Raw genomic sequence first — 26,711 nt, forward strand, 5'->3', positions numbered from 1 at the left:
TTACGGGTGAAGGTCGCAACTCCCGTACGCGTTGACGAAGGGTGCCGTGCAGCTACGCCCATGCGACGTAACGCTCGCTGCTACGGACGGCCCAGACCGATTACTTTCGGCTTCCCCGCAGGCCACAGCTTGAGCCCACGACAGAGACGGTCGCCATCCCCGGCGTACGGCGATGATCCAGACCACCGCGCCTGTAGGCGGTGCGCCCCGAGCTTGCTGTGCGGCGTCATCAACTACCGCCACCAAGCGCCTCGGCGTCCCTACTGAGAATAGATTCCAGTAGGGACGCCGAGGTCATATTTCCCTATCGCACGGAGCGTGAGGCGGCAATCTATGTGAAATAGAGAACCAATCCAAATGCTCTCAGTAAAGCCGGTGAAGCTCACGCCCCTCGACGTCACTAATGACTACTGGCCCAGGCGGCCAGATAGAAATACCGCCCGGCCAGTAGACAATCTCCATCTCTTCAGCCAAATCTCCTTCAAGACTTGCGAAAATCACTTCGGACCGGCTTAGTTCGTAGGACATTCCGCTTGGCTCGAACATTACCGTGAGCGAACTACGCTCATCGGCGGAGATTTTGATGCGAAACCCTTTAGCTGCCATAGTTAGCCCCTTCCCCAAGCATCCAGCACCTGTTGAACAAGCTCAACTCGCACCGGAGCCGTCGGGTTGGATGGAATACCAATCGCTGCACCCCTGTACATATCAAAGAGAACTTCAGCATCTTCCTTCGAAGCGAGTCCACGCAACTCAACATCCGACAGTCCAGCATTTCTATCTGCAGCAACCCGGCCACGGCTCCGGATGGATTTCGACAGCGGTTGCCCTTGGCCGGACCGCACGGTCCGCTGTAGTGAACGAGTACCGGAGTCTCGCCCGCCACCACGTAGTACACGTGGCGGCCGTCGGCGATGGGCCTGCCAGCGCCGCCGAACCGCCGGCACCCTCACAGAGCACCCTCCGGGATCTCCATCAAGCCCAGAATGGTTCATCTTGCCGGCCCTGCCCGATCGGAAGTCAGGCAGGTTCAGCAGGAATTCCATTGACGGCTTAACCCGGCTACGGAATGGCGCTAATCAGGCGATCCCGGGACGGTAAATCCGGATGTCTCGTCCCATGAAACTCCGTTCCACTCCGTCAGTGCGTAGACCATGATTCGATCATTGACCACAGGGTCAGTTACTCCACTGAGAACAGTTGTCATCATGAGATCCCGCCCCTGAAGGTCGTCGTCGCTCAACATCTCACGAGCACTCTCAAGGTAAATATCCACGATCTCTCCGCCGACGCTCACCTGAATATACTGCTCTATGACCGCTTCTCCGGTGCGGGCGATCTGGATTCTGGTGGCAGCCCAGCCCTCGCCTTCCCTGATCGAACCGGGGGAGACGTCGGAATCTTCAGCCAGCAAGTACGCCAGAAGGTAATGCAAGCACTCCAGAGCAGTCTTGCCGCCTGAACGCCCGAGGGCACCACACTCAAATGCCATGATTACTTACCTCTGACACCCAGTTGCCGTCAAAGACATAGTTGGCACGGACCTCGAATTTCTGCTCAATGTAAGCATCCTTCTTCATCTGCAATGCATTTTCCCCTGCATTCCCCGAGGAAGTCGCCTGTCGGGCTGACCCAGCCAAGTTGGTCAAGCGCGCCGCACAGTTTGCTGGTCGGGTCTCCGTTGCACTTACCGTCGGCCCACATGACGAGGAGTTGCGAGTACGTCTTGTTTCGCCACGGGTACCCCCGGGATAATTTCGGGCTGCGCGTTCGAATTTCCGCCGGTGCTGGTCTGACCACTGCCGCTGCCGCAGCTCGGACGGCTTTGGTCAATCGGGAAGAGGACATCCCCACTGTCGTCGTAGCACGCGTTGTGGGTGCATCCAGGTCCGTTGTCCGGTGTCCAGGCGGTATCCGGGTTATTCACACTTCAGCCGTCGCAGAAGAGCCCGGAGGGGTCCGACGGGGTGACAGGACTGTTGTTCGCGTAGCTGTAGCCGTTGAGGGACAAGGGGTTGTTGCCGTCGAGGATGGGGTCGACGCTGATGAACTGGCCGATGCCCGGGTCGTATTCGCGGGCGCCTATGTGGGTCAGTCCGGTCGTTCTGTCAGTCGGCTTGCCCAGGAAACCCTTGTCGTCCGGCCGAGTTGGGGGCTCGCGGGCGCCCGCTAGCGGCGTCGGCCGTAGACCTCTCAGCAAGGAGAGTTGGCGTCGATGACCGCCTGCGGCCGTGCGGTGGTGCCACCGCCTCCGCCGGCTCGGCCACGACTCCCGCGACGATGCCATGGCCGAAAATCAACGGATTTCTCAAAGCACAGTTGAAAGGACAGCGCGCGCGAAAAGGCGCAGTCTTCCTGGAAAACGCCACTCTGAGGAGGAAAGCGGGGGTCAGACCTTCGCCGTGAGGGGGGCTTCGTCGGTGATCCTGGGCTCCAGTTCACGGGTGACCTTGCGTTCGACGAAGAACGCGGCCGTCGGGACCGTACCGGCGAGCAGGACCCAGATCTGGCGCTTGACGGGCCACTTGGCCTTGGCGCCCAGGTCGAAGGCGAAGACCAGGTAGACGATGTAGAGCCAGCCGTGTGCGATACCGACGATGCTCGTGAAGCCGCTGGCGCCGTCGATGTCCAGCACGTACTTGGCGATCACGCCGAGAGTCAGCAGGACCAGCAGCACACCGGTCACGTAGGCCATGATCCGGTAGCGGGTCAGCACGCTTCGTTTCATGGCACTCAGGGTAACCGGCATGTTCCGGGCGATCTTCGCGGGGGCCACGGTCGTCTTTCGTGGGGGTGGCTACTCGTCCTCGAAGTCCTGCGCCGCGACCCGCAGCGGGCGCAGCATCGCGAAGATCTCGGCGCACTCCTCGGCGTCGTACGCGCCCAGGCCGAAGTCCATCCCCATGAGGTCGTGGGTGGCGGACTCGACCACCTCGCGGCCCTTGTCGGTGATGGAGGCGAGGGTGCCGCGGCCGTCGTTGGGGTTGGGTCGTTTGTCCACCAGACCCGACTTCACCAGCCGGTCCACGGTGTTGGTGACGGACGTCGGGTGGACCATCAGCCGCTCGCCGATCTTCGACATCGGCAGTTCGCCGGCCTTGGAGAAGGTGAGCAGGACGAGGGCCTCGTAGCGGGCGAAGGTCAGTCCGTACGGTTTGACGACGGCGTCGACCTCGGCGAGCAGGATCTGGTGGGCGCGCATGATCGAGGTGATCGCGCCCATGGAGGGCACCGGGCCCCAGCGTTGCTGCCAGAGTTCGTCGGCGCGGGCGATCGGGTCGAAGGGAAGGCTGAGCGGCTTTGACACGGCCACGACCTTACCCAGTGGTCACTTGGCGGCCCGACCCGTCTCGCACTTCGGTCGCCCCGGCCTCGGGGGCGGCCTTCGGGGCGGTCCGGCGCGCTTCCCGTACGAGCAACAGACAGCACAGGGTGCCGATGCCGCCCGACCAGGCCACGACATGGTGGACGGGGAGGAACTCGGCGGCGGCCCCGGCCAGTGCCATGCCGAGGCCCTGGATCGTCATCAGACCGGCGGTGAGCAGGGTCATCGCGCTGCCGCGCCGCTCCTCGGGGACGGCGGCGACGAACCACTGGTCGAGGCCGATGACGTACGCGGCGCCGACGCCGGAGAGGGCGAGCGCGGGCAGGGCCCAGCCGAGGCCGGGGCGGGCGGCGTAGATGAGCAGGGGGACGAGGCCGAGGGCGGCGACGGGCAGGACGATACGGCTGCGGGCGCGCGGGGACAGGGCCGTACCGACGTACAACTCGGCCGAGATGTGCCCGATCGGCATGGCGCACATCATCAGGCCGAGGGCGGCGGGGCCGGCGTCGATGGCGTCGGCGTAGGGGGCGGCGAGGGCTTCGGGGGCGACGACGAACATCGCGGGGATCCAGAAGAGGAGGAGCAGCACGCGGATGCGGCGGTCCCGGAGGAGGAAGCCGGCGCTGGCGAGGGACTCGCGCATCATGCCGGTGGGCTGGGCGTCTTTCTGCCTCCCGCTGCGGGCGGGACGCTTGCGGGTGCCGAACCGCAGGAGGGCGGCCGAGCACAGGAACGTACCGAAGGTGATGCCGATCGCCCCGCGCGCCGGGACGACGGCGAGGAGGATCCCGCCCACGCCGTACCCCGCGAGCAGGGCGCTCTGCGAGACGATCCGCAGGAGGGAGCGGCCGAGGACGTAGAGGTCCCCCTCGCCGAGGATGTCGGTGAGCGCGGCCATCCGGGTCCCGGTGAAGACGGGCGAGACGGCCGCCACGGCGCACCGCAGCGCGAGGAGGCCGGCGACGGGGGTGCTGGGCACCACCATCACCGCGACACAGGCGGCGCAGATCAGGTCGCAGATGACGAGCGTCCGCCGCGCGGGGTACCGGTCGGCGACCCCGGCGAACAGAATCCCGCCGAACAGGTACGGCAGCATCCCGAGCGCGAAGGTGAGCGCGCTCAGGAACGGCGAGCCGGTGAGGTCGTAGACGAGGACGGTGAGCGCGATCTCACTGACGACGACGCCGAGGAGGGAGAGAAGGTGAGCGGCGAAGACGAACCGGAATTCGCGGACGGCGAAGACGGCGCGGTAGCCGCGGGTCGCGGCGGGGGCGGGGGCGGGGGCGGTGGCGGGGGCGGTGGCCTCAGCCTCGGCTGCTCCGCCGACGCCTTGGCCGTCGCGGGCGCCGCTGCCCTCAGCGGCCCCGGCGCCGACCGCCCCGGCGGCAACGGCAGGTGGTGCGGCGGCAGACGCAGCCGCGGCGGGAAGTGGTGTGTCCTTCTCGGGCATAGCCGCAGACTGCCGGGGCCCGCCCGGCGTCGGTAGACTTTCGGGTACGGGCGAATCTTTCGGGCCCGGATACCCCCTGGAGCCGGTCAGGCCATGCCCTTTCACCTTCACTTCGGCGAGAGCGATCTGCTGCGCTTCCGGTTCGCCGTGTCGCCGCTCTGGGAGACGCAGGAAGCCGTACGGACCCTCGCGCGGCCCGAGCGGCACGGGTATCACCTGCCCTGGCTCCGCCGGGTGCGGGACGCGGCGGCCGGGATCGATCTCGGGCCCTTGTATCTGCTGATGCCCGACGCCGGGCACAACCCCGACTTCCTCTGCCCCGCGCCGCTCAGCGCCCTCGCCTCTTTCGAGGAGGAGATCGAGGGTGTACGGGCCACCTCCCCCGAGGCCGCCCGTACCGACATCGCGCTCGCCCTCGCCGACACCCCCGGCGCCGCCCGTACCCCGGCCGGACGGGCGATGCTGGCCGACCCCGCGCGGGCCGTACGGGAGCTGGCCGATCTGCTGGAGCGGGCCTGGCGGGCGCTGATCGAGCCCGAGTGGCCCCGGTTGCGCGCGCTCCTGGAGGCCGATGTGGCCTACCACTCGCGGCGGTTGGCGGACGGCGGCTTCGAGCGGCTGCTCGGGGAGCTGAGTCCGCAGCTCAGGTGGGGGGAAGGTGCCCCGGACAGCGGATCCGGCGGCGCCATCCTCACCATCGTCGGGACCCACGGCGACCATGTCCGCGTGCTCGGCGGCCAAGGGCTCGTCCTCATGCCCAGCGTCTTCTGCTGGCCCCGGGTCGTCAGCGGGTACGAGGCGCCCTGGCAGCCCGCCCTCATCTACCCCGCGCGCGGCATCGGCGGGCTCTGGACGGAGGCCGCCGACCGTACGCCCGAGGTCCTCGCCCGGCTGCTCGGCCGTGCCCGCGCCGACGTCCTGTGCGCCCTGGACGAGCCCGCCGGGACCACCGCGCTCGCGCACCGGCTCGGGCTCGCGCCCTCCTCCGTCTCCGCGCACCTCTCGGTGCTGCGGGAATCCGGGCTGCTGACCTCGCGGCGGTACGGCCACCAGGTGCTCTACGAGCGGACCCCGCTCGGCATCACCCTCGCGGTGTCGCAGCTCCTCACCGACTGACCGCTATGTCACGATGTGCCGGACCTGTCGTTCCCCGTCGTCGTCATCGCCCGAGGGGGCTGGATGTCCGGCCGCAGACCGCGCTCAGCCGTTGTCACCACGTCGATCGCCGCCCTCGTCCTCGCCCTCACGCTGGGCGGGTGTTCGTCGTCCCCCGGCGCGGGCGACCGGCAGCGCGGCGCCTCCTCCGTCGGCCACGGCGAGGCCGCCCAGGCCGCCGCGTCGCCGTTCTGGGTCGACCCCGACAGCGACGCGGCCCGCCAGGTCGCCCGGTGGGAGCGCCGGGGCCGCGCCGCCGACGCCAAGGCGCTGCGGCGGATCGCCGACCGCCCGGTCGCCGTGTGGCCCTCCGGCGACAACCCCGTACCGCAGGTCGAGCACGCCGTGCGGGGCGCCACCGCCGAAGGCCGTACCCCGGTCTTCGTCGCGTACAACATCCCCCACCGCGACTGCGGCCTCTACTCGGCGGGCGGCGCCGCCGACGCCTCCGCGTACCGCAACTGGATGCACTCCTTCGCCGGCGCCCTCGGCGGCACCCCGGCCGTGGTGATCCTGGAGCCGGACGCGATCGCGCACCTCGCGGACGGCTGCACGCCGGCCGAACACCACGAGGAGCGCTACACGTTGCTGGCCCAGGCGGTCAGCCGGCTCAAGCAGCAGCCGCGCACCCGCGTCTACCTCGACGCGGGCAACCCGGCCTGGATCTCCGACCCGGCCCGGCTCGCGGGCCCCCTGGAGCGGGCCGGCGTCAACGCGGCCGATGGATTCTCACTCAATGTGTCGAACTTCCAGTCGAACGACACGGTCAGGGCGTTCGGCGCCAAGCTCTCCGCCCTCCTGGGCGGCGCCCACTTCACCGTCGACACCAGCCGCAACGGCCAGGGCCCGCTGCCCGGCGACCGCGCCCAGGCGTGGTGCAATCCGCCGGGCCGGGCCCTCGGCACACCCCCGACCACCCGGACCGGCGACAAACTGGTCGACGCCTATCTGTGGATCAAGCGCCCCGGCGAGTCGGACGGCCCCTGCCGGGGCGGCCCGGCGGCCGGCACGTGGTGGCCGGACTACGCCCTGGGGCTGGCCAGGAGGGCCAGAAGCTGACCCCGTCCAACACAAGGACGCTCAGCCCACCTTCAGCCACTTCGCCTCCGACGGCACCCCCTCCGCGTCCGTCACGAACAGCATGTACCAGCCCGGCGGCACCAGCGTCGGGTCCTTCGGCACCTCCACCGTCACCTCGCCCGCCCCCTTCGTCAGGTTCAGGGCGATCGAACGCTGCTCCACGTCCGTGGTGTGCGTCACCGCGCTCGGCCGCATCAGCCGGGCCTTGGTGATCCGGTCCGCGTCGGCCGTCGGGAAGGTCGCCCGGCCGCCCGCGTTCAGCGCCTTCGGCCCCGCACCCAGCACCGGACGGTCCTTGCCCCCGCCCCCGTGCAGGTACGGCGGCGTGTAGATCTCCACCCGCTGCTCGAACGTGCCGAGTTTGGTGTTGTCCGCGTCGTCGAAGAGCGGGTCCGAGCCGAAGGTGACCACCCGCCCGTCCGGCAGCAGCAGCGCCTCGGAGTGGTAGTTGCGCCCCACCGTCGGGTCGGCGGCCGGCCGGAAGGCGTTGCGCGGCGGGTCGTAGAACTGCGCCTTGTGGATGTCACTGGCCGACCGCCCCCGGTAGTCCGACGACCCGCCCGTCGTGAAGACGGAGTCGTCCGGCATCAGCACACTGCTCAGGTAGCGCGTGCCCTGCGGGAGCGAGGGGCCCTTCTCGAAGCCGGGGTTGTCCTGTTTGAGGTCCACGATCGCCGTACGGGCCGTCGCCAGCGACGACTCGCCCACCCCGCCACCGCCCAGGATCATCACCTTCTGGTCCTGCGCGGGCGGCAGCATCAGCGAGGCCGACGTCTCCGTCTGGTCGACGTCCGTGAGGCCGTTGACCCGGGTGAAGGTGTTCTTCTTGACGTCCCACACCCCCGGCTGCCGCCCCTTCTGCGCCGGCCCGTACCCGGCGTTGGAGCCGGAGTAGAAGAGCTTGCCGCCCTTGGTGAGGAACAGCGCGGGGTACGTCGGGAAGTAGCGGGTCGGGCCCTTGGACCACTTCTTCGTCACCGGATCGTAGATCTCGTTGTCCCCGGTCAGTACGGCGCCGACGTCATCGAGCCCGGAGACCGCGAGCACCTTGCCGTCGTCCAGGGTCACCAGCGTCGGGTACCAGCGGGCCTCCTTCATCGGGCTGACGGGGATGTACTTCTCGGCCCTGGGGTCGAACTCGTACGCCGCCTTGATGCCCTGGAAGTCCTGCTTCTCCGTGGTGAGTTTCTGCGCGAGGCCATACAGGTTGTCCGCGTCCTTGCCCTTGAGGCCGAGGATCTCGTACTGCGCCGCCTCGGTCGTCAGCGCCTCGGGCCCCGCCTTCGCCGCCTCCACGAAGACGCGCGCCTCGCCCGCCGTCACCTTCGTCTTCCACGGCATCATCCGGCCGGTGCGCGCGTACGAGATCTTGAACTGCCGTTTCGCCTTGGGCACGGTGACGTCGAACCTGCTGACGTACTCGACCCCCGAGGGGGAGCGGAAGCGCGTGCCCTTCTTGAAGGTGACGGCCCTGTCCGGGTTCTCGTTCTTGACCCGCATCCCGCCGCCCGCCCGGTCGACCTCGCCGTCGAGCACCTCGTACCGCGCCGTGCCACCGGCCACCAGCAGCCGCCCGTCGGGCAGTTGGGAGTGGCCGGAGCAGAAGAAGTCCTCGGGGGTGGGAATCTTGCGGAAGCTGTTGTCCGCCGGGTTCCAGAGGATGGTGTCGAAGGAGCCCTTGTCGAACTTCTTCTGGCTGTTGCCCGAGCCCGCGATGATCAGCACCTTGCCGGTGTGGAGCAGGGCCGCGTGGATCGCGTTCGTACGGAACTCCTTCGGTACGTCGAGCAGGTCCCAGGAGCCGTACCGCTGCTTGTAGCCGGGCTGCGAGATCTTGTACGCGTGGTACTTCTCCCCCGCGAAGGAGAGCGCGGCGGGGGCGTTGAGCCCGGCGAGGACCACCAGCGCCCCGCCGCCCAGCAGCGTCTTCCTGAACTTGTCCGTGGGCCGGTACCGGTACCTCATGACTCAGTTCCTCCAGTTGCCGTCGAGGCGAGCGCTGTTGTCGTCGGGGCGAGCGCGGGCACGGGGACCGGATCAGGAGTGGTGACCGGACCCGGACCCGGACCCTGACCCGGGGCCGTGGCCACCGGCCGCGCTGCGACCTCGGCCGCCCGCCGTTCACGCCGTACCGTCCCCGCCCATATCGCGACCGGCGCGAGCGCGATCGCGAGAGCCAGGACCGCCCAGGTGCGCATCGCCGCGTGCGTGTGCCCCAGGCAGACGGACGCGATGAGCGAGCTGACCAGCACGGCGGCCCAGAAGAGGTGGATCCGGAAGGTCATCAGCCGGTCGGCGGTGGTCTCGCCGCCCTTGGGCGTGACCACAAAACGGCCACGGGTGCGCAGCACCGCCGAGCCGAGCGACCTGAGGTAGATCGGGGCGGAGAGCGCGGACATCGCCATCCCGGCGAGGCCGCCCGAGCCGCGCGGCTCGTGGGGCGAGACGTTGTGCCGCCGGTTCCAGAGGTAGAGGCCGACCTGGAAGGCGGCGGCGTCGCTGTAGAGCATCAGCAGGACCGAGGACGAGACCTGGGTCCCCGAGGCGCCCAGCCAGAGGAACAGGACGCAGCTGAGAATCCCGAGGAACCAGTTGACGGCCGTCATCGGGTAGTAGACGAGCATCAGCGTGTAGCTGACCAGCCGGCCCGGCGGCATCCGGAAGGGTGCCTTCCAGTACTGCTTGATGAGGGTCTCGTACGTGCCCCTCGACCAGCGCAGCTGCTGGGTGAAGAAGTCGGTCCAGGAAGCCGGGCCCTCACCGACCGCGAGCACGTCGGGGGTGTAGACGGAGCGCCAGAACCGGCCCGTGAGGGGGTTCTTCCTGCGGTGCAGCTCGAACCCGGTCGCCATGTCCTCGGTGATCGAGTCGAAGAGGCCGCCGGCCTGCTTGAGCGCGGTGATCCGTACGACGTTGTTCGTGCCGACGAACATCGGCGCGTGGTAGCGGTTGCCCGCCCGCTGGATCAGCGCGTGGAAGAGGAACTGCTGCGACTCGGCGGCCTTGGTCACGGGCGAGGTGTAGTTCCCGTACACCTGCGGTCCGACGACGAAGGCGATGTCCGGGTCGCGGAAGAAGCCCAGCATCCGCTCCAGGAAGTTGGGCAGCGGTACGTGGTCGGTGTCGACGGACGCGAAGAAGTCGTAGTCGTCGCCGTGCCGGGCGAGCCACGCGTTGTAGTTGCCGTGTTTGGTACGCGCCTTGTGGGCGCCCTTGGGGCGGTTCCACTCCGGTACGCCGTTGCGGGTGAAGTGCCAGACCCCCAGCTCCTCGCAGAGCGCCCGCGCCTGCGGGTCGTCGCCCTCGTCCAGCAGCCAGATGTCGAGAAGGCCCTGGTGACGCAGGCTCACGGCCCCTTCGAGGGTGGCCCGCACCATGGAGAGCGGTTCCTTGCCGGGTACGTACGTGGTGAGGAACGCGACCCGGGTGCCGACCTCGGCGGGTACGGGGACGGGGTCCCGGGCGACGAGGGTGGCGTGGGCGACCGAGGCCACGTTCACCAGCATGAAGAAGGCGATGAGCCCGATCGACACGAGCATCACGTGGTCGAAGGCGATGAGCCAGCGCTGGCCGCCCTCCCGCTCGGTGCGGTGGCTGGGCCACACGAGGTAGAGCAGCAGCACGCCCGAGAGCAGGGGCGCCAGGGTCATCAGCAGGATGGCGCGTATTCGGTGCGGCTCCTTGGCGAGCAGACTCCGGTATCCCACCCGGTAGACGGCCGCCGGGTCCGGTTCCATGAGGGGACCGGCCAGGCAACTGTGGCTGTCGTAGTCGTAGCCTTCGGGCCGCACGGTGCCTCCAGCTGATCAGCAAGGTCGATAACCCCACAGAAAGGGAGATCGACCGGCGTGTCGACTGGAGACGGGCCGAGCGGGTGGCGTAAAGGGCGGACCGGCCCCGGGTGGAGTAGGGGTCCGATCGCGAGGTCGTACGGGGGTCAGCCCGCGAGGTGGCGTTCGACCGTCTCGACCTTGGACGTCAGACCGTCGGTGACGCCCTGTCGGATGTCGGCCTTGAGGACGAGCGAGACGCGCGGGGCGCGGGCCTCGACGGCGGCGACGGCCCGCTTGACGACGTCCATCACCTCGTCCCACTCACCCTCGATCGAGGTGAACATGGCGTCGGTACGGTTCGGCAGGCCGGACTCGCGGACGATACGGACGGCGTCGGCGACGTACTCGCCGACGTCCTCACCGGCACCGACGGGCGAGACGGAGAAGGCAACGATCATGCGCCGACCTTAGCTTCCCCGGCCTGCCCGCGGAGGCGCGAGGCGACCTCGTCGTCGGCGGCGCGCTTGAGCTTGCGCTCGGCGAAGAAGCCGCCGGTCGGCAGGACGGAGAGCACGAAGTAGAGGGCGGCCGTCCCGAAGGACCACCGGGTGCGCTGCCACGCGAGGGCCCAGAAGACCACGTACAGGATGAAGAGCACGCCGTGGATCATGCCCATCGCCGGGACGGCGTTGAAGTCCGTCGTGCGCTTGAGCACCGAGCAGACGAGCAGCAGGAGGAAGGACACGGCCTCGGGTGCGGAGACCAGGCGGAGGCGGTGGAGGGCGGAGGCGGTTCTGATGTCCACGAGGCAGGCACCTTCGTCGTCGGAGTGTTCTGGTGGGTCCGTGATCTTGTGAATGCGTGCACAAGCGCCGCCCCATTGTCGCAGGCGGACCCCGCGCCGCTTTATCAGGGTCGGGTCAGGGAGGGGAAGAGCCTGGATGCTCTGTTCCCGGAGGACCCCGGCCGACTACCGTCGTCGTGTGGCTCAGTTCCGACTGCAAGGCAGCAAGGTGCTCGCCGTCGACATGTCCGGCGACGCGGTGAAGGCGAAGAACGGCTCGATGGTCGCGTACGACGGCCAGATGGCCTTCAAGAAGATGTCCGGCGGCGGTGAGGGCATCCGCGGGATGGTGACCCGCCGGCTGACCGGCGAACAGATGGTCATGATGGAGGTGAAGGGCCAGGGCACCTGCTATTTCGCCGACCGGGCGAGTGAGATCAACCTCGTCTCGCTGCACGGCGACAAGCTGTACGTGGAGTCCAGCAACCTGCTCTGCACGGACGCGGGGCTCCGTACGGGCACGTCGTTCACCGGCCTGCGCGGGGGCGCGACGGGCAACGGCCTGTTCACCACCACCGTCGAGGGCACGGGCCAGGCGGCCATCATGTCCGACGGCCCGGCGGTCGTCCTGCGGGTGACCCCGCAGTACCCGCTCTCGGTCGACCCGGGCGCGTACATCGCCCACCAGGGCAACCTCCAGCAGAACTTCCAGTCCGGCGTGACGTTCCGGACACTGATAGGCGAGGGCTCGGGCGAGGCCTTCCAGATCCGCTTCGAGGGCGACGGGCTCGTGTACGTGCAGCCGAGCGAGCGGAACACCATCGGGGGTGACGTCTGATGCCGTTCCGTGAGATCAACTCGAAGATGGTCGAGGCGACCGTCCTGCCGGGACAGAAGCTGTTCAGCCAGCGCGGCGCGATGCTCGCGTACCGCGGCGAGGTCAGCTTCACCCCGAACATGCAGGGCGGCCAGGGCGGCCTGGCCTCGATGATCGGCCGGCGGGTGGCGGGCGAGGCGGCCCCGCTGATGACCGTCGAGGGCAACGGCACGGTGATGTTCGGGCACGGCGGCCACCACATCCAGGTGATCGGGCTGGCCGGCGACACCCTGTACGTGGAGGCCGACCGGCTGCTCGCCTTCGACGGCACGCTCCAGCAGGGCACGATGTTCATGGGCTCGCAGGGCGGGGTCATGGGCATGGTGCGCGGCCAGGTGACCGGACAGGGGCTGTTCACCACGACCCTCAAGGGCCACGGCGCGGTGGCGGTCATGGCACACGGCGGGGTGATCGAGGTGCCGATCACCCCCGGCCGACCGGTCCATGTGGACCCGCAGGCGTACGTCGCCCACCACGGGGACGTACGGAACAAGCTCTCCACCGCCCTCGGCTGGCGCGACATGGTGGGGCGCGGCTCGGGCGAGGCGTTCCAGCTGGAGCTGAGCGGCAACGGTGCGGTGTACGTCCAGGCGTCGGAGGAGAAGCTGTGAACGGGCCCGTGATCCATGACCCGATGACGCTGCCGAGCGACGACAACGTCAACGCGTACACCTTCTGTGTGGAGCTCAAGGGGAGCCAGTGGTTCCTCCAGAAGGGCAAGATGATCGCCTACTACGGGCGCATCGACTTCAACGGGATCGGCCACGGCCGGTTCGAGGGGCTGCTGCGGACGAGCTTCCACTCGCCGCTGCACGCGGCCGACTGGGTGGTGGCGGAGGGCAGCGGGAAGATGCTGCTCGCCGACCGGGCCTTCGACGTGAACTCGTACGACCTGGAGGACGGCAACCTGACGATCCGCTCCGGGAACCTGCTGGCGTACCAGCCGACTCTGGCGCTCAAGCAGTCGATCGTGCCGGGCTTCCTGACCCTGATCGGTACGGGGAAGTTCGTGGCCGCGTCCAACGGGCCCGTGGTCTTCATGGAGCCGCCGCTCAAGGTGGACCCGCAGGCGCTGGTGGGCTGGGCGGACTGCCCGTCCCCGTGCCACCACTACGACCACGGGTACATGACCGGGCTGCTGGGCGGGCTGCGGGCCATGGCGGGGATCGGCGGGGCGTCCGGCGAGGAGCACCAGTTCGAGTTCGTCGGCGCGGGGACGGTCCTGCTCCAGTCGACCGAGGTCCTGATGGCCGAGCAGCCGACGGGCGCGGTGCCGCAGCAGGCGGGGGTGCCGGGCGGCGGGCCCGGTGTGCCGGGGCACGGTCCCGGCGCGGGTCAACAGGGCGCCGCACCCCGGTTGCCCGGTCAGCTGGGGGATCTCCAACGCCGCTTCGGCCTGTGAGAGGTAGTCTACGGAGGGTGACGTCGAACGTCTGCGCCGTTTCCACGGGGCTCCTCGGGGAATGCCGTGGGCGGGTGCGGCACGTCACCACCGAGGATTCGTCCAAAATTCAACTTCTTAGGTAGAATGCTCATATGGAGACCGAGACGGAAACCCGCTGGCTGACCGAGGCTGAGCAGTGCGCGTGGCGCACGCACCTGGATGTCAACAGACTGTTGACCCATCAGCTGGAGAAGGATCTCCAACCGTTCGGCCTGACCCTGAACGACTACGAGATCCTGGTCAACCTGTCCGAGTCCGCGGAACGGCGGATGCGGATGAGCGACCTCGCCGCCGCCACGCTCCAGTCGAAGAGCCGCCTCTCGCACCAGATCACGCGGATGGAGACGGCGGGTCTGGTGCGCCGGGAGAACTGCGAGTCGGACCGGCGCGGGCTGTTCGCGGTCCTGACGGACGCGGGCATGGAGACCATGCAGAAGGTCGCCCCCTTCCACGTCGACTCCGTACGGAAGCACTTCATCGACCTGCTGTCGGCCGAGGCACTGGCGGCCCTGAGCGCGTCGCTCACGCCGGTCGCGGAGCAGCTGCGCGGGCGGCGCGGCAAGGTCTGACCGGCGGGTGTGTGGGGGGGCCGGGTGCTCACCGGGCCTGTGAGGGGTCGTCCTCCGGGGCGGCCCTTTCCGTCATGCCGGGGGCAGTGCAAGCTCGAAGCGGGCGCCGCCCAGGGGGGCTTGGGTGACCGTGAGCGTGCCTCCGTGGCGGTGGGCCACGTCGCGGGCGATGGCGAGGCCCAGGCCCGCGCCGCCGTCGTCGCGGGCGCGGGCGTCGTCCAGCCGTACGAAGCGCTCGAAGACCCGCTCGCGCTCCGCCTCCGGCACTCCGGGGCCGTCGTCGGCGACCGCCAGCACGATCCGGCCGGCCCGCCGGTGCACGGAGACGGTGACCGACGAGGCGGCGTGCCGCTGGGCGTTGTCCAGGAGATTGCCGAGGACCCGCGCCAACTGCCCCCGGCTGCCGGTCACTTCCAGTGACCTGCCCGGCTCCTCTCCGGCCTCCGGGGAGACCTTCACGCGGTCCGTCGTCCGTACGGCGATCTCCTCGGCCGCCAGGTCGCCCAGGTCGAAGCGGGCCTGCCCCGGCCGCTCCCCCGCGTCCAGCCGCGCCAGCAGCAGGAGGTCGGCGGCGAGCTGCTGGAGCCGTACGGTGTCGGCGACCGCGCCCGGGACGTCCAGCAACCCCGGGTGCGCGTCGCCCACTTCGAGCTGGGTGCGGAGCGAGGCGATCGGGCTGCGCAGCTCGTGCGAGGCGTCCGCGACGAAGCGGCGCTGACGCTCGACGGACGCCTCCAGCGCGGTGAGCGTCTCGTTGGTGGTACGGGCCAGCCGGGCGACCTCGTCGTGCGTGGCGGGCTCGGGCACCCGCCGGGACAGGTCCTCTGAGGCGGTGATCGCCGCCATCTCGCGCCGGATGCCCTCCACCGGGCGCAGCGCGCGCCGGGTCACCAGCCAGGTCACTCCCCCGACGACCAGCAGCAGCACCGGCAGCCCGACGAGCATCGCCGCGGCGGCCGTACCGACGGCGCTCTGGCGGGCCGCCAGCGTGGCGCCCGCGTGGACGACGACCGTACGGCCCGAGGTGTCCGTCACCTCGATCGAGGCGAAGCGGTACTCGCCGGCCGCGCCGTCCACCGTGGCCCGGCCCGTCGTCAGGGGGCCGGGCTCCCCGACGGCACCGATCGCCGGATCGTCGTCATCGTCGCTGCCACCGCTGTGGCGGCTGTTGTCGCCGCCGCCTCCGGAGCCGTTGTCGTCGGCGCTGTCGTCGCCGCTGTTGTCATCGGCGGCGTCGTCGTCGGAACCGCTGTTCTCGGCGGCATCGTCGTCGTCCTGTCCGGCGGCGGTCGGCCGCGGCGCGGGGCTCCGTACCGGTGTCACCGCCGCCACTCCCGTACCGCTGATCCCCTCCAGGTCGTCGCTGACCGCGATCAGCCGGCCCTGCTCGTCGGCGACCTGGACCGGGTGCTCCTCGGCGCCGGGCAGCTCCAGGCCGCTGTACGGGGTCCTGCCGGGCACCTGCTCGGCGATGATGTCGAGCGCCACCTCGCGCGCGGCCGCGTCCGCCTGCCGGTCCGCCTGGTCGGTGAGGTCGGAGCGCAGCGACAGCAGGACCGCCAGCCCCGCCGCCACCAGGGCGACCGCGACGACCAGGGTGGCGCCGAGGGACGCCTTGGCCCGTACGGAGGAGAGCCGGCCGCCCCGGCGGCCCGGCGCGCGGCTCATGCGGCCACCAGCCGGTACCCGGCCCCCCGGACGGTCTGGATGCGCGCGGCGCCGATCTTGCGGCGCAGGGCGCTGATGTAGACCTCGATGATGTTCGGGTCGCCGTCGTACGCGAAGTCCCAGACGTGCTCCAGGATCTCGGGCTTGCCGACCACCTCGCCCACCCGGACGGCGAGTTGCTCCAGGACGGCGAACTCCTTTGCGGTGAGCGACACTTCGGTCTCCTCGCGGAAAACGCGGCGGGCGGCCGTGTCGATGCGCAGGGCGCCGGCCCGCAGCACGGGCGAGGCACCGGCCGCACCCCGGCGGCGCAGCAGCGCCCTGACCCGGGCGACGAGGACGACGTACGAGAACGGCTTGGTCAGGTAGTCGTCGGCGCCGGTGTCGAGCCCCTCGGCCTCGTCGTACTCGCCGTCCTTCGCGGTCAGCATCAGGATCGGCACCTCGTTGCCCGCGTCCCGCAGGGCGGCGCAGACGCGGTAGCCGTTCATGCCGGGCAGCATGATGTCGAGCACGACGAGGTCGTAGACGCCCTCCCCGGCCCGGTGCAGCCCTTCCAGGCCGTCGTGGACGACATCCACGGCGAAGCCCTCGGCCGTCAGTCCCCTGGCCAGCGAGACCGCGAGCCTTTTTTCGTCCTCCACGATCAGCAGGCGCATGCCCCCAGCTTCGCAAACCGAACCTGAAGATCTCTTCAGGTGGCTTCAGGCTGCCTTCAGGCTCGCTCGGCCAGATTGAAGTCACTCGCTACGAAACCGACTTCGGAAGGAATCCCCATGAAGCGCAATCTGGTGATCGCGGCCGTCACCGCGGCGGCACTCGTCGGCGGCGGTACGTACACGGCGGTCGCCATGGGCGGCGAAGGACGGGACGACAACGGCGGTGCGACCCGGACCGCTCCGGCGTCCCCCGTCACCGTCCCGGCCGTCACGGACCCGTCGGCGCCCTCGGCCGACGACCGGAGCGGTACGGCCACGCCCTCGACCGGCACGACCCCGGCGGCCGGTGCGCCGGGCACCGCGAGCGAGGCGGCCGCCGCCGCGCTCAGGAAGTACCCCGGCGCCGTGTCCTCGGTCGACCGCGACGACGACCGCGGGAGCGTCTGGGAGGTCGAGGTGCTCGGTAGGGACGGCCGGTGGCACGAGCTGAGGATCGACGCGGCCGGTACGGTGCGCCCGGACGACCGCCGCGACGACGACCGCCACGACGACGGTGACGACGACCGCGAGAACCGCGACGAGCGCGCCGCCCTGCGCGCCGCCACGGTGGACGCCCAGGAGGCCGCGGCGGCCGCTCTGGCCTCCGTCCCGGGCACGGTCACGTCCGTGGACCTGGACGACGACCACGCGAGCGCCTGGGACGTCGACGTACGCGGCAAGGACGGCCGTACGCACGAACTGACCGTCCACACGAAGACGGGCCAGGTCGCGGCGGCGAGGACGACGGACGACCGTCACGACCGTGACGACGACGGACGTGACGACGACGACCGCTACGACGACCACGGCGACGACGACTGACCACCCCCGTCCCCCGCCACCGAACGGCCCGGCTTCCCCGCCGGGCCGTTCGGCTGCCCGATCGGGCAGGAGCGCCCCCGGCTCCGCGCACAGCCGCGCCGAGCGGTCGCGAAGTACCACTGAGGTAGGCGGAGTTGAACGGTTCGCCTGGGTATGTCGGGTCATGGCGAAACCCTGACGAGACCCTCACAGGCGGCGCCTGCCGTTTCCCCCTTTCAGGGCCGTGGCGCGTCCTCGTGCTCCGTGAGGCCCGCGATCAGTTCGTCCGCCGCCGTGTACGGGTCCAGCTCGCCCGCCGCCACCCGCCCGGCCAGGGTCTCCAGGCGGCGGTCGCCGTGCAGGTCCGCGATGCGCTCGCGGAGCGCGGTGACCGCGATCGTCTCCACCTCGCGGGCCGCGCGGGCGGCCCGGCGCGTGGTGAGGACGTCGTGCTCCTCCATCCACGCGCGGTGTTTCTCCAGCGCCTCGACGACCTCGTCCATGCCCTGGCCCCGGGCCGCGACCGTCTTCACGATCGGGGGCCGCCAGTCGCCGGCGCCCCGGGCCTCGCCCAGGCCCAGCATGTGGTTCAGCTCGCGGGCCGTCGCGTCCGCGCCGTCGCGGTCCGCCTTGTTGACGACGTACACGTCACCGATCTCCAGGATCCCGGCCTTCGCCGCCTGGATGCCGTCGCCCATGCCCGGAGCCAGGAGCACCACACACGTGTCGGCCTGCGAGGCGATCTCCACCTCCGACTGGCCGACCCCGACCGTCTCCACGAGGATCACGTCGCACCCGGCCGCGTCCAGGACGCGGATCGCCTGGGGCGCGGACCAGGCGAGCCCGCCGAGGTGGCCGCGGGTCGCCATGGAGCGGATGTAGACCCCGGGGTCGGACGCGTGCTCGGACATCCGTACCCGGTCGCCCAGCAGCGCCCCGCCGGAGAACGGCGACGACGGGTCGACGGCCAGCACCGCGACCCGCTTGCCCGCCCGGCGGTACGCGGTCACCAGCGCCGAGGTCGACGTCGACTTGCCGACACCGGGCGAGCCCGTGATCCCGACCACGTACGCGCCGCCCGCGAGCGGTGCCAGCGCCGCCATCACCTCGCGCAGCTGCGGGGACGCCCCCTCCACCAGGGAGATCAGCCGGGCCACGGCCCGCGGCCTGCCCTCACGTGCCTGGGCCACCAGCTCGGGGACGTCCTGCATCACAGCTCCCGTTCCTCCTACTGCTCGCTCTGCCGTACGGATCTCAGGGACCGGCTACTTCGCCACCCGTACGATCAGCGCGTCGCCCTGGCCGCCGCCCCCGCAGAGCGCCGCAGCCCCGACGCCCCCGCCGCGCCGCTTGAGCTCCAGCGCCAGGTGCAGCACCAGCCGGGCGCCGGACATGCCGATGGGGTGCCCGAGGGCGATCGCCCCGCCGTTCACGTTCACCTTTTCCGGGGAGACCCCGAGATCCTTCATTGACTGGACCGCCACCGCCGCGAAGGCCTCGTTGATCTCGATCAGGTCGAGATCCCCGACCTCCAGGCCCTCCTTCTTCAGGGCGTGCCTGATGGCGTTCGAGGGCTGCGACTGGAGCGAGTTGTCGGGTCCCGCCACATTGCCGTGCGCGCCGATCTCCGCGATCCACTCCAGGCCCAGCTCCTCGGCCTTGGCGCGGCTCATCACCACGACCGCCGCCGCGCCGTCGGAGATCTGCGACGACGTGCCCGCCGTGATCGTGCCGTCCTTGGCGAACGCGGGCCGCAGCCGGGCCAGCGAGTCCACCGTCGTCTCGGGCCTGATGCCCTCGTCCTCGGCGAAGAGCAGCGGGTCGCCCTTGCGCTGCGGGACCTCCACCGGCACGATCTCGGCCTCGAAGATCCCGTTCTTGCGGGCCGCCGCCGCCCGCTGGTGGGACAGCGCGCCGAACTCGTCCTGGGCGGGGCGGGCGATGCCCAGGCGCGTGTTGTGCTTCTCCGTGGAGGCACCCATGGGGATGTCCTCGAAGGAGTCGGTCAGCCCGTCGTACGCCATGGCGTCGAGCATCTCGACGGCTCCGTACTTGTATCCCTCGCGGGACTTGGGCAGCAGGTGCGGCGCGTTGGTCATCGACTCCTGGCCGCCGGCCACCACGATGTCGAACTCGCCCGCGCGGATCAGCTGGTCCGCGAGCGCGATCGCGTCGAGGCCGGAGAGGCAGACCTTGTTGATCGTCAGCGCGGGGACGTTCATCGGGATGCCGCCCTTGACGGCCGCCTGGCGGGCCGGGATCTGCCCCGCGCCGGCCTGGAGCACCTGGCCCATGATCACGTACTCCACCTGCTCGCCGCCGATCCCGGCCCGCTCCAGCGCGGCCTTGATCGCGAGGCCGCCGAGGTCCGCGCCGGAGAAGGACTTGAGGGAGCCGAGCAGCCTGCCCATGGGGGTACGGGCACCCGCGACGATCACCGAGGTGGTCTGGTTCGTCTTGTTCGTATCGGACATGAGACGCGATCCCCTTTACGTTGCCGCTGCGGTGCGGCGTGAGGAGGTGAACGAGGGTTAACTCCAATGTACTGAGGGGTAGCGCCCCCGGTCACCCGGCAGTGCGTGTGACGGCGCGCACGTTGCGTAACCGGCGCCGTACCGCTGCACTGGGACCATGCTGACGCGCATCGACCACATCGGAATCGCCTGCTTCGATCTCGACGCCACCGTCGAGTTCTACCGCGCCACCTACGGCTTCGAGGTGTTCCACACCGAGGTCAACGAGGAACAGGGCGTCCGCGAGGCCATGCTCCGGATCAACGGGACCTCCGACGGCGGGGCCTCGTACCTCCAGCTGCTGGAGCCGATCCGGGAGGACTCGGCCGTCGGGAAGTGGCTGGCCAAGAACGGTGAGGGCGTCCATCACCTCGCGTTCGGCACGGCGGACGTCGACGGCGACGCCCAGGACATCCGCGAGAAGGGCGTCCGGGTGCTGTACGACGAGCCCCGCACCGGTTCCATGGGCTCCCGCATCACCTTTTTGCATCCCAAAGACTGTCACGGAGTCCTCACAGAACTGGTCACCTCGGCCCCGGAGCACTGACCTCAAGCATTCCCGGCCCGGTAGAGTGGACCGCTCCGGGCCGGGGCCGGGCCGGGGCCGCGCCCCGACCGAAGATCTGACACCATTCCCCGGGGGGCCGTTCACCGAAAGAACGGGCTCTATAGGGCAGTTGCGACCAGGGGACGGATGGGACCGCGCAGTGCGGGGCTACGAACGCCAGGAGAGCCACCGAGCTGACGACGACCACCTCTCGCGGTTCGAAGCCGAGATGGAACGGCTGAAGACCGCGCGGGAGAAGGCCGTCCAGCACGCCGAGGACCTCGGTTACCAGGTCGAGGTATTGCGCGCCAAGCTGCACGAGGCGCGCCGCAATCTGGCGACCCGTCCCTCCTACGACAACGCCGACCTCGGCTACCAGGCCGACCAGCTGCTCCGTAACGCCCAGATCCAGGCCGAGCAGATGCGTACGGACGCGGAGCGCGAGCTGCGCGACGCCCGTGCCCAGACCCAGCGGATCCTCCAGGAGCACGCCGAGCACCAGGCCAGGCTCCAGGCCGAGCTGCACGCGGAGGCCGTCCAGCGGCGCCAGCGCCTCGACCAGGAGCTGGCCGAGCGCCGCCAGACCGTCGAGTCGCACGTCAACGAGAACGTCGCCTGGGCCGAGCAGCTGCGCGCCAGGACGGAGTCCCAGGCCCGCCGCCTGCTCGACGAGTCGCGCGCCGAGGCCGAGCAGTCGCTGGCCGCCGCCCGCGCGGAGGCAGCCCGGGTCACCGACGAGGCCCGCCGGCGGCTCAGCTCCGAGGCCGAGTCGACCCGCGCCGAGGCCGAGGCGCTCCTCCAGCGTGCCCGCAGGGACGCCGAGCGGCTGCTGAACGCCGCGTCCGCGCAGGCGCAGGAGCTCACGAGCCACGCCGAGCAGCTCCGTACGTCCACCACCGCCGAGTCCGACCAGGCCCGCCAGCAGGCCGGGGACATCAGCCGGGCCGCCGAGCAGCGGATGCAGCAGGCCGAGGAGCGGCTGCGCGAGGCCCGCGCGGAGGCCGAGAAGGTCGACGCGGAGTCCAAGGAGGCCGCGGCCAAGCGGATGGCCGCCGCCGAGTCGCAGAACGAACAGCGCACGCGTACGGCCAAGTCGGAGATCGCCCGGCTGGTCGGCGAGGCCACGCAGGAGGCCGAGGCGACGAAGGCCGAGGCCGAGCAGGCGCTCGCCGACGCCCGCGCCGAGTCGGAGAAGCTGGTCGCGGAAGCGGCGGAGCGGGCCCGTACGGTCGCGGCGGAGGACTCGGCGGCGCAGCTCGCCAAGGCGGCCCGTACGGCGGAGGAGGTCCTGAACAAGGCGTCCGACGACGCCCAGGCCACCATCCGGTCGGCGGGCGAGGAGGCCGAGCGGATCCGCCGCGAGGCCGAGGCCGAGGCGGACCGGCTGCGCGGCGAGGCGGCCGAGCAGGCAGACCAGCTCAAGGGCGCGGCCAAGGACGACACGAAGGAGTACCGCGCCAAGACCGTCGAGCTCCAGGAGGAGGCGCGCAGGCTGCGCGGCGAGGCCGAGCAGCTGCGGGCCGACGCGGTCGCCGAGGGCGAGCGCATCCGGGGCGAGGCGCGGCGCGAGGCCGTCCAGCAGATCGAGGAGGCGGCCAGGTCCGCCGAGGAGCTGCTGACCAAGGCGAAGGCCGACGCGGACGAGGCGCGGTCGAACGCGACGGCGGAGAGCGAGCGGGTCCGTACCGAAGCCATCGAGCGCGCCACGACCCTGCGCAGGCAGGCCGAGGAGACGCTGGAGCGCACCCGCGCCGAGGCCGAGCGGCTGCGGGTGGAGGGCGAGGAGCAGGCCGAGGCGACGAAGAAGGCGGCCGAGGACGCCGCCGCCGCGCTGCGCGAGGAGACGGAGCGGGGCGTCGAGTCCCGCAAGGCCGAGGCGGCGGGCGAGCTGACCCGGCTGCACACGGAGGCGGAACAGCGCCTCGCGTCGGCCGAGGAGGCGCTCACCGACGCCCGCGGCGAGAGCGAGCGGATCCGCCGGGAGGCCGGCGAGGAGACGGACCGGCTGCGCGCGGAGGCCGCCGAGCGGATCCGTACGCTCCAGGCGCAGGCCGAGCAGGAGGCCGAGCGGCTCCGTACGGAAGCGGCGGCGGACTCCGCGCAGTCCCGCGCGGAGGCGGAGACGCACGCGGTACGGCTGCGCACGGAGGCCGCGACGGAGGCGGAGCGGCTCAAGAACGAGGCGCAGGAGACCGCCGACCGGATCAGGGCCGAGGCGGCGGCCGCCGCCGAGCGGGTCGGGGTGGAGGCCGCGGAGGCGCTGGCTGCCGCGCAGGACGAGGCGGCCCGGCGCCGCCGCGAGGCGGAGCAGACGCTGGCCGCCGCCCGCGCGGAGGCGGACCAGGAGCGCGCGAGCGTCCGCGAACAGAGCGAGGAGCTGCTCGCGTCGGCCCGCAAGCGGGTCGAGGAGGCGCAGGCCGAGGCGCAGCGGCTGGTCGAGGAGGCGGACCGGCGCGCGACGGAGCTGGTGGCCGCCGCCGAGCACACGGCCCAGCAGGTACGGGAAGCGGTGGCCGGTCTCCAGGACCAGGCCGAGCAGGAGATCGCCGGGCTGCGGTCGGCCGCCGAGCACGCGGCGGACCGTACGCGTACGGAGGCGCAGGAGGAGGCCGACCGGGTGCGCGGCGACGCGTACGCGGAGCGGGAGCGGGCCACGGAGGACGCCAACCGCATCCGTACGCGCGCGCACGCGGAGTCCGAGGCGGCGCAGGCGCTCGCCGAGCGGACGGTCGGCGACGCGATCGCGGAGGCGGAGCGGCTGCGGGCCGACAGCGCGGAGTACGCGCAGCGGGCCAGGACGGAGGCGTCCGACTCGCTGGTGGCGTCCGAGCAGGACGCGTCGCGGGCCAGGGCCGAGGCCAGGGAGGACGCCAACCGGATCCGCGGCGACGCGGCCGCGCAGGCCGACCGGCTGGTCACGGAGGCGACCAGCGAGGTCGAGCGGATGCGCGCCGAGGCCGCCGAGGCGATGGGCGCGGCGCAGCAGGCCGCCGAGCGGCTGCGGGCCGAGGCCGAGCGGGTCAAGGCGGAGACCGAGGACGCGGCGGAGCGGCTCAGGAACGAGGCGCAGGAGGAGACGGACTGGCTGCTCGACGAGGCGCGCAAGGACGCGGCCAAGCGCCGTGCGGACGCGGCCGAGCAGGCGGACCAGCTCATTAACAAGGCCCAGGAGGAGGCGTTGCGCGCCGCCACCGAGGCCGAGGAGCAGGCGGACCGGATGGTCGCCGCCGCCCGCAAGGAGGCCGAGCGCATCGACGCGGAGGCCACGATCGAGGGCAACTCCCTGGTGGAGAAGGCCCGTACGGACGCGGACAACCTGCTCGTGGGGGCCCGGCGCGATGCCACGGCCATACGCGAGCGGGGCGAGGAACTGCGCCAGCGCGTCGAGTCCGAGATCGAGCAACTGCACGAGCGGGCCCGGCGCGAGACGTCCGAGCAGTTGCGGACGGCGGGCGAGCGGGTCGACGCCTTGATGAAGGCCGCGGAGGAACAGCGTGCCGAGGCCGCGCGGAAGGCGGAGGAGCTGGTCTCCGAGGCCAACTCCGAGGCGAGCAGGGTCAGGATCGCCGCCGTGCGCAAGGCGGAGGGTCTCCTCAAGGAGGCCGAGCTGAAGAAGGCCGAACTGACCAAGGAGGGCGAGAAGTTGCGCGCGGACGCCCAGCAGGCCGCCAAGCAGATGGTCGAGGACGGCGAGCGGGACCTGGATGTTCTCACCCGCAGACGCGCGGACATCCAGACGGAGATCTCCCGTGTCCAGGACGTGCTCGAAGCGTTGGGGTCATTGGAGGCACCGTCGGGCCCGGCGAAGGACAACCCGGTCAAGGCGGGTGCGGCGGCCGGAACGAATCGTTCGGGTGGCAAGTCTTCCGACGGCTAGGGCCGGACCACCGGCCCCTGGGCTCCGGGAAACCGCTTCGAGCCACTCAAAAGGCTGGACATTCTCCATATTAAACCGGCATCAACACGATGACACGCCGCTCCGGCCCCTAGGATTCCCCCTATCACCTCACCGGTCTCATTCGACAGGAACCCCATGAGTGACACATCCTCCCCATTCGGCTTCGAGCTCGTGCGGCGTGGTTACGACCGTGGTCAGGTGGACGACCGCATTACCAAACTCGTCGCCGACCGTGACAGCGCCCTGGCCCGTATCACCGCGCTGGAAAAGCGCATCGAGGAGCTGCATCTCGAAACGCAGAATGCTCAGGCCCAGGTCAGCGACGCGGAGCCGTCGTACGCCGGCCTCGGCGCCCGCGTAGAGAAGATCCTCCGCCTCGCCGAGGAGGAGGCCAAGGACCTGCGCGAGGAGGCCCGTCGCGCGGCCGAACAGCACCGTGAGCTCGCCGAGTCGGCGGCCCAGCAGGTCCGTAACGACGCCGAGTCGTTCGCGACGGAGCGCAAGGCACGGGCCGAGGACGAGGGCACGCGCATCGTCGAGAAGGCGAAGGGCGACGCCTCCACCCTGCGTTCGGAGGCGCAGAAGGACGCGCAGGCCAAGCGCGAGGAGGCGGACGCGCTCTTCGAGGAGACCCGCGCCAAGGCCGCCCAGGCCGCCGCGGACTTCGAGACGAACCTCGCCAAGCGGCGTGAGCAGTCCGAGCGTGACCTCGCGACGCGTCAGGCGAAGGCCGAGAAGCGCCTGGCGGAGATCGAGCACCGCGCCGAGCAGCTGCGCCTGGAGGCCGAGAAGCTGCGTACGGACGCGGAGCGCCGCGCCCGTCAGACGGTGGAGACCGCTCAGCGTCAGTCGGAGGACATCGTGGCCGACGCGAACGCCAAGGCCGACCGGATCCGCAGCGAGTCGGAGCGCGAGCTGGCGGCGCTCACCAACCGCCGCGACTCGATCAACGCCCAGCTGACCAACGTCCGCGAGATGCTGGCCACGCTGACCGGTGCCGCGGTGGCCGCCGCCGGCTCCCCGGCCGACGACGAGCCGATCTCCCGCGGGGTGCCGGCGCAGCAGTCGCGCTGACCCACTTCGCGGACACGCGCCCCCGGCGCGTAACGATCGCGTAAGCCCCCTGCCACTCCGGTGGCGGGGGGCTTTTTGTGCCTTTAGGTTGTCCGCATGATCGAGGTTGAGGGTCTCACCAAGCGCTTCGGCCGCAAGGTCGCCGTCGATCAGCTCTCCTTCGAGGTCAGACCCGGTGTGGTGACGGGTTTTCTGGGGCCCAACGGCGCGGGCAAGTCGACCACGATGCGGATGATGCTCGATCTGGACAACCCGAGCGGCGGCTCGGTCAGGATCGACGGCAAGCGCTACCGCGACCTCACCGAACCGCTCAAGCACATAGGGGCGCTGCTGGAGGCCAAGGCCATGCACGGCGGCCGGAGCGCGTACCACAACCTCCTCTGTCTGGCGCAGAGCAATCGGATCCCGGAGCGCCGGGTGTCCGAGGTACTGGACATGGTCGGGCTGACGGCCGTGGCGCGGAAAAAGTCCAAGGGTTTCTCCCTTGGTATGGGCCAACGGCTGGGAATCGCCTCGGCGCTGCTCGGTGATCCCGAGATCCTGATGTTCGACGAACCCGTCAATGGCCTGGATCCGGAAGGAATTCACTGGATCCGCAATCTCATGAAGGCCCTTGCGGCGGAGGGCCGTACGATCTTCGTCTCCAGCCATCTGATGAGTGAAATGGCCCTGACAGCGGATCACTTGATCGTGATCGGCCAGGGACGGCTACTCGCGAACACCTCGATGGCCCGGTTCATCCACGACAACTCCCGCAGTTACGCGCGCCTGCGCTCCCCGCAGCGCGAGCGGCTGAGCGACGTCCTCGCGGCGGAGGGGTACACGCCGGTCGAGACGGAGGGCGGGGTCCTGGAGATCGACGGCGCCGAGACCGAGGAGCTGGGCGAGCTGGCCGCGCGCCACGGCATCGTGCTGCACGAGCTGAGCGCGCAGCGCGCCTCGCTGGAGGACGCCTTCATGCAGATGACGGCGGAGTCCGTCGAGTACCACGCCCACGCGGCGGCCGACGGCGGCCCGCCCCGGGAGTTCGAGGGCAAGGGAGCCTGACGCATGGC

General features: G+C 70.6%; 24 protein-coding genes and 1 pseudogene. 11 read left to right on the top strand and 14 right to left on the bottom strand.

Annotation, left to right across the window (positions count from 1 at the left end; genetic code table 11):
• Positions 1-363 precede the first annotated feature (363 nt).
• The 6 genes and pseudogenes from OG349_RS11015 to OG349_RS11040 all read right to left on the bottom strand — a co-directional run bounded on the left by OG349_RS11015 (position 364) and on the right by OG349_RS11040 (position 4,775).
• A complete protein-coding gene (locus OG349_RS11015; RefSeq protein WP_327234444.1) occupies positions 364-606 on the bottom strand; it encodes a hypothetical protein in 243 nt (80 codons plus the stop codon).
• A 469-nt stretch (positions 607-1,075) separates the two neighbouring features.
• Positions 1,076-1,492, bottom strand: a complete 417-nt coding sequence (locus OG349_RS11020; RefSeq protein ID WP_327234445.1) for a hypothetical protein — start codon at positions 1,490-1,492, stop codon at positions 1,076-1,078.
• A gap of 444 nt (positions 1,493-1,936) precedes the next feature.
• Positions 1,937-2,149 (bottom strand): annotated as a pseudogene (locus OG349_RS11025) (RHS repeat-associated core domain-containing protein); the annotation flags it as partial.
• A gap of 240 nt (positions 2,150-2,389) precedes the next feature.
• Positions 2,390-2,728, bottom strand: coding sequence for a DUF3817 domain-containing protein (locus OG349_RS11030; RefSeq protein ID WP_327234447.1), 339 nt, complete (start codon positions 2,726-2,728; stop codon positions 2,390-2,392).
• A 69-nt stretch (positions 2,729-2,797) separates the two neighbouring features.
• Positions 2,798-3,307 carry a MarR family winged helix-turn-helix transcriptional regulator gene (locus OG349_RS11035; protein WP_327234448.1) on the bottom strand — a complete coding sequence of 170 codons (510 nt, stop codon included), beginning with the start codon at positions 3,305-3,307 and terminating at the stop codon, positions 2,798-2,800.
• A gap of 10 nt (positions 3,308-3,317) precedes the next feature.
• The gene (locus OG349_RS11040) at positions 3,318-4,775 is read right to left on the bottom strand and encodes an MFS transporter (protein ID WP_327234449.1); all 1,458 of its coding nucleotides are present in this window, start codon (positions 4,773-4,775) and stop codon (positions 3,318-3,320) included.
• A 93-nt stretch (positions 4,776-4,868) separates the two neighbouring features.
• Between OG349_RS11040 and OG349_RS11045 the strand changes: the two genes are divergently transcribed.
• Both OG349_RS11045 and OG349_RS11050 read left to right on the top strand, forming a co-directional pair.
• Positions 4,869-5,891, top strand: a complete 1,023-nt coding sequence (locus OG349_RS11045) for an ArsR/SmtB family transcription factor (protein ID WP_327234450.1) — start codon at positions 4,869-4,871, stop codon at positions 5,889-5,891.
• Positions 5,892-5,954: 63 nt separating this feature from the next.
• Positions 5,955-6,989, top strand: a complete 1,035-nt coding sequence (locus OG349_RS11050) for a glycoside hydrolase family 6 protein (RefSeq protein ID WP_327234451.1) — start codon at positions 5,955-5,957, stop codon at positions 6,987-6,989.
• Positions 6,990-7,010: 21 nt separating this feature from the next.
• Here OG349_RS11050 and OG349_RS11055 read toward each other — a convergent pair whose 3' ends face one another.
• The 4 genes from OG349_RS11055 to OG349_RS11070 all read right to left on the bottom strand — a co-directional run bounded on the left by OG349_RS11055 (position 7,011) and on the right by OG349_RS11070 (position 11,588).
• Positions 7,011-8,975, bottom strand: coding sequence for a galactose oxidase-like domain-containing protein (locus OG349_RS11055; RefSeq protein WP_327234452.1), 1,965 nt, complete (start codon positions 8,973-8,975; stop codon positions 7,011-7,013).
• On the bottom strand, positions 8,972-10,801 hold the full coding sequence (locus tag OG349_RS11060) for a glycosyltransferase family 2 protein (protein ID WP_327234453.1): 1,830 nt from the start codon (positions 10,799-10,801) through the stop codon (positions 8,972-8,974). Before OG349_RS11060 ends, OG349_RS11055 begins: the two co-directional genes overlap by 4 nt.
• Positions 10,802-10,947: 146 nt before the next feature.
• Positions 10,948-11,241, bottom strand: a complete 294-nt coding sequence (locus tag OG349_RS11065; protein ID WP_161309196.1) for an MTH1187 family thiamine-binding protein — start codon at positions 11,239-11,241, stop codon at positions 10,948-10,950.
• On the bottom strand, positions 11,238-11,588 hold the full coding sequence (locus OG349_RS11070) for a DUF3817 domain-containing protein (protein WP_327234454.1): 351 nt from the start codon (positions 11,586-11,588) through the stop codon (positions 11,238-11,240). Before OG349_RS11070 ends, OG349_RS11065 begins: the two co-directional genes overlap by 4 nt.
• Before the next feature lie 136 nt (positions 11,589-11,724).
• On the opposite strand from OG349_RS11070, the gene OG349_RS11075 reads away from it, so the two are divergent.
• The 4 genes from OG349_RS11075 to OG349_RS11090 all read left to right on the top strand — a co-directional run bounded on the left by OG349_RS11075 (position 11,725) and on the right by OG349_RS11090 (position 14,457).
• Positions 11,725-12,405: an AIM24 family protein gene (locus OG349_RS11075; RefSeq protein ID WP_327234455.1), complete on the top strand. Its 681-nt coding sequence runs from the start codon at positions 11,725-11,727 to the stop codon at positions 12,403-12,405.
• Positions 12,405-13,055, top strand: a complete 651-nt coding sequence (locus OG349_RS11080) for an AIM24 family protein (protein ID WP_327234456.1) — start codon at positions 12,405-12,407, stop codon at positions 13,053-13,055. Before OG349_RS11075 ends, OG349_RS11080 begins: the two co-directional genes overlap by 1 nt.
• Positions 13,056-13,078: 23 nt before the next feature.
• Positions 13,079-13,846: an AIM24 family protein gene (locus tag OG349_RS11085; RefSeq protein WP_442806377.1), complete on the top strand. Its 768-nt coding sequence runs from the start codon at positions 13,079-13,081 to the stop codon at positions 13,844-13,846.
• Between the two features lie 134 nt (positions 13,847-13,980).
• Positions 13,981-14,457 (top strand): MarR family winged helix-turn-helix transcriptional regulator, encoded by a 477-nt coding sequence (locus OG349_RS11090; RefSeq protein ID WP_327234458.1) that lies wholly within the window; start codon positions 13,981-13,983, stop codon positions 14,455-14,457.
• Between the two features lie 72 nt (positions 14,458-14,529).
• Here the strand turns inward: OG349_RS11090 and OG349_RS11095 are convergent, their stop codons facing one another.
• Both OG349_RS11095 and OG349_RS11100 read right to left on the bottom strand, forming a co-directional pair.
• Complete coding sequence (locus OG349_RS11095; protein ID WP_327234459.1) at positions 14,530-16,125, bottom strand: HAMP domain-containing sensor histidine kinase; 1,596 nt, start codon at positions 16,123-16,125, stop codon at positions 14,530-14,532.
• Positions 16,122-16,784, bottom strand: coding sequence for a response regulator transcription factor (locus tag OG349_RS11100; protein WP_327234460.1), 663 nt, complete (start codon positions 16,782-16,784; stop codon positions 16,122-16,124). The genes OG349_RS11095 and OG349_RS11100 overlap by 4 nt, the downstream gene beginning before the upstream one ends.
• Before the next feature lie 117 nt (positions 16,785-16,901).
• Here OG349_RS11100 and OG349_RS11105 point away from each other — a divergent pair, with 117 nt between their 5' ends.
• On the top strand, positions 16,902-17,645 hold the full coding sequence (locus tag OG349_RS11105) for a PepSY domain-containing protein (RefSeq protein ID WP_327234461.1): 744 nt from the start codon (positions 16,902-16,904) through the stop codon (positions 17,643-17,645).
• Positions 17,646-17,860: 215 nt separating this feature from the next.
• Here the strand turns inward: OG349_RS11105 and meaB are convergent, their stop codons facing one another.
• Positions 17,861-18,835 (bottom strand): methylmalonyl Co-A mutase-associated GTPase MeaB, encoded by a 975-nt coding sequence (gene meaB / locus OG349_RS11110; RefSeq protein ID WP_327238526.1) that lies wholly within the window; start codon positions 18,833-18,835, stop codon positions 17,861-17,863.
• Between the two features lie 54 nt (positions 18,836-18,889).
• The gene (locus OG349_RS11115) at positions 18,890-20,098 is read right to left on the bottom strand and encodes an acetyl-CoA C-acetyltransferase (RefSeq protein ID WP_327234462.1); all 1,209 of its coding nucleotides are present in this window, start codon (positions 20,096-20,098) and stop codon (positions 18,890-18,892) included.
• A 157-nt stretch (positions 20,099-20,255) separates the two neighbouring features.
• Here OG349_RS11115 and mce point away from each other — a divergent pair, with 157 nt between their 5' ends.
• The 4 genes from mce (at position 20,256) to OG349_RS11135 (ending at position 26,703) form a co-directional block, all read left to right on the top strand.
• Entirely contained in the window at positions 20,256-20,684 is a 429-nt protein-coding gene (gene mce / locus OG349_RS11120) for a methylmalonyl-CoA epimerase (protein ID WP_167027030.1), read from the top strand.
• Between the two features lie 160 nt (positions 20,685-20,844).
• A complete protein-coding gene (scy, locus tag OG349_RS11125; protein ID WP_327234463.1) occupies positions 20,845-24,561 on the top strand; it encodes a polarized growth protein Scy in 3,717 nt (1,238 codons plus the stop codon).
• Positions 24,562-24,717: 156 nt separating this feature from the next.
• Positions 24,718-25,656 carry a cellulose-binding protein gene (locus OG349_RS11130; protein ID WP_161310756.1) on the top strand — a complete coding sequence of 313 codons (939 nt, stop codon included), beginning with the start codon at positions 24,718-24,720 and terminating at the stop codon, positions 25,654-25,656.
• A 96-nt stretch (positions 25,657-25,752) separates the two neighbouring features.
• On the top strand, positions 25,753-26,703 hold the full coding sequence (locus tag OG349_RS11135) for an ABC transporter ATP-binding protein (RefSeq protein WP_327234464.1): 951 nt from the start codon (positions 25,753-25,755) through the stop codon (positions 26,701-26,703).
• Positions 26,704-26,711 lie beyond the last annotated feature (8 nt).

Source organism: Streptomyces sp. NBC_01317 (genome assembly GCF_035961655.1).
Lineage (GTDB): Bacteria > Actinomycetota > Actinomycetes > Streptomycetales > Streptomycetaceae > Streptomyces.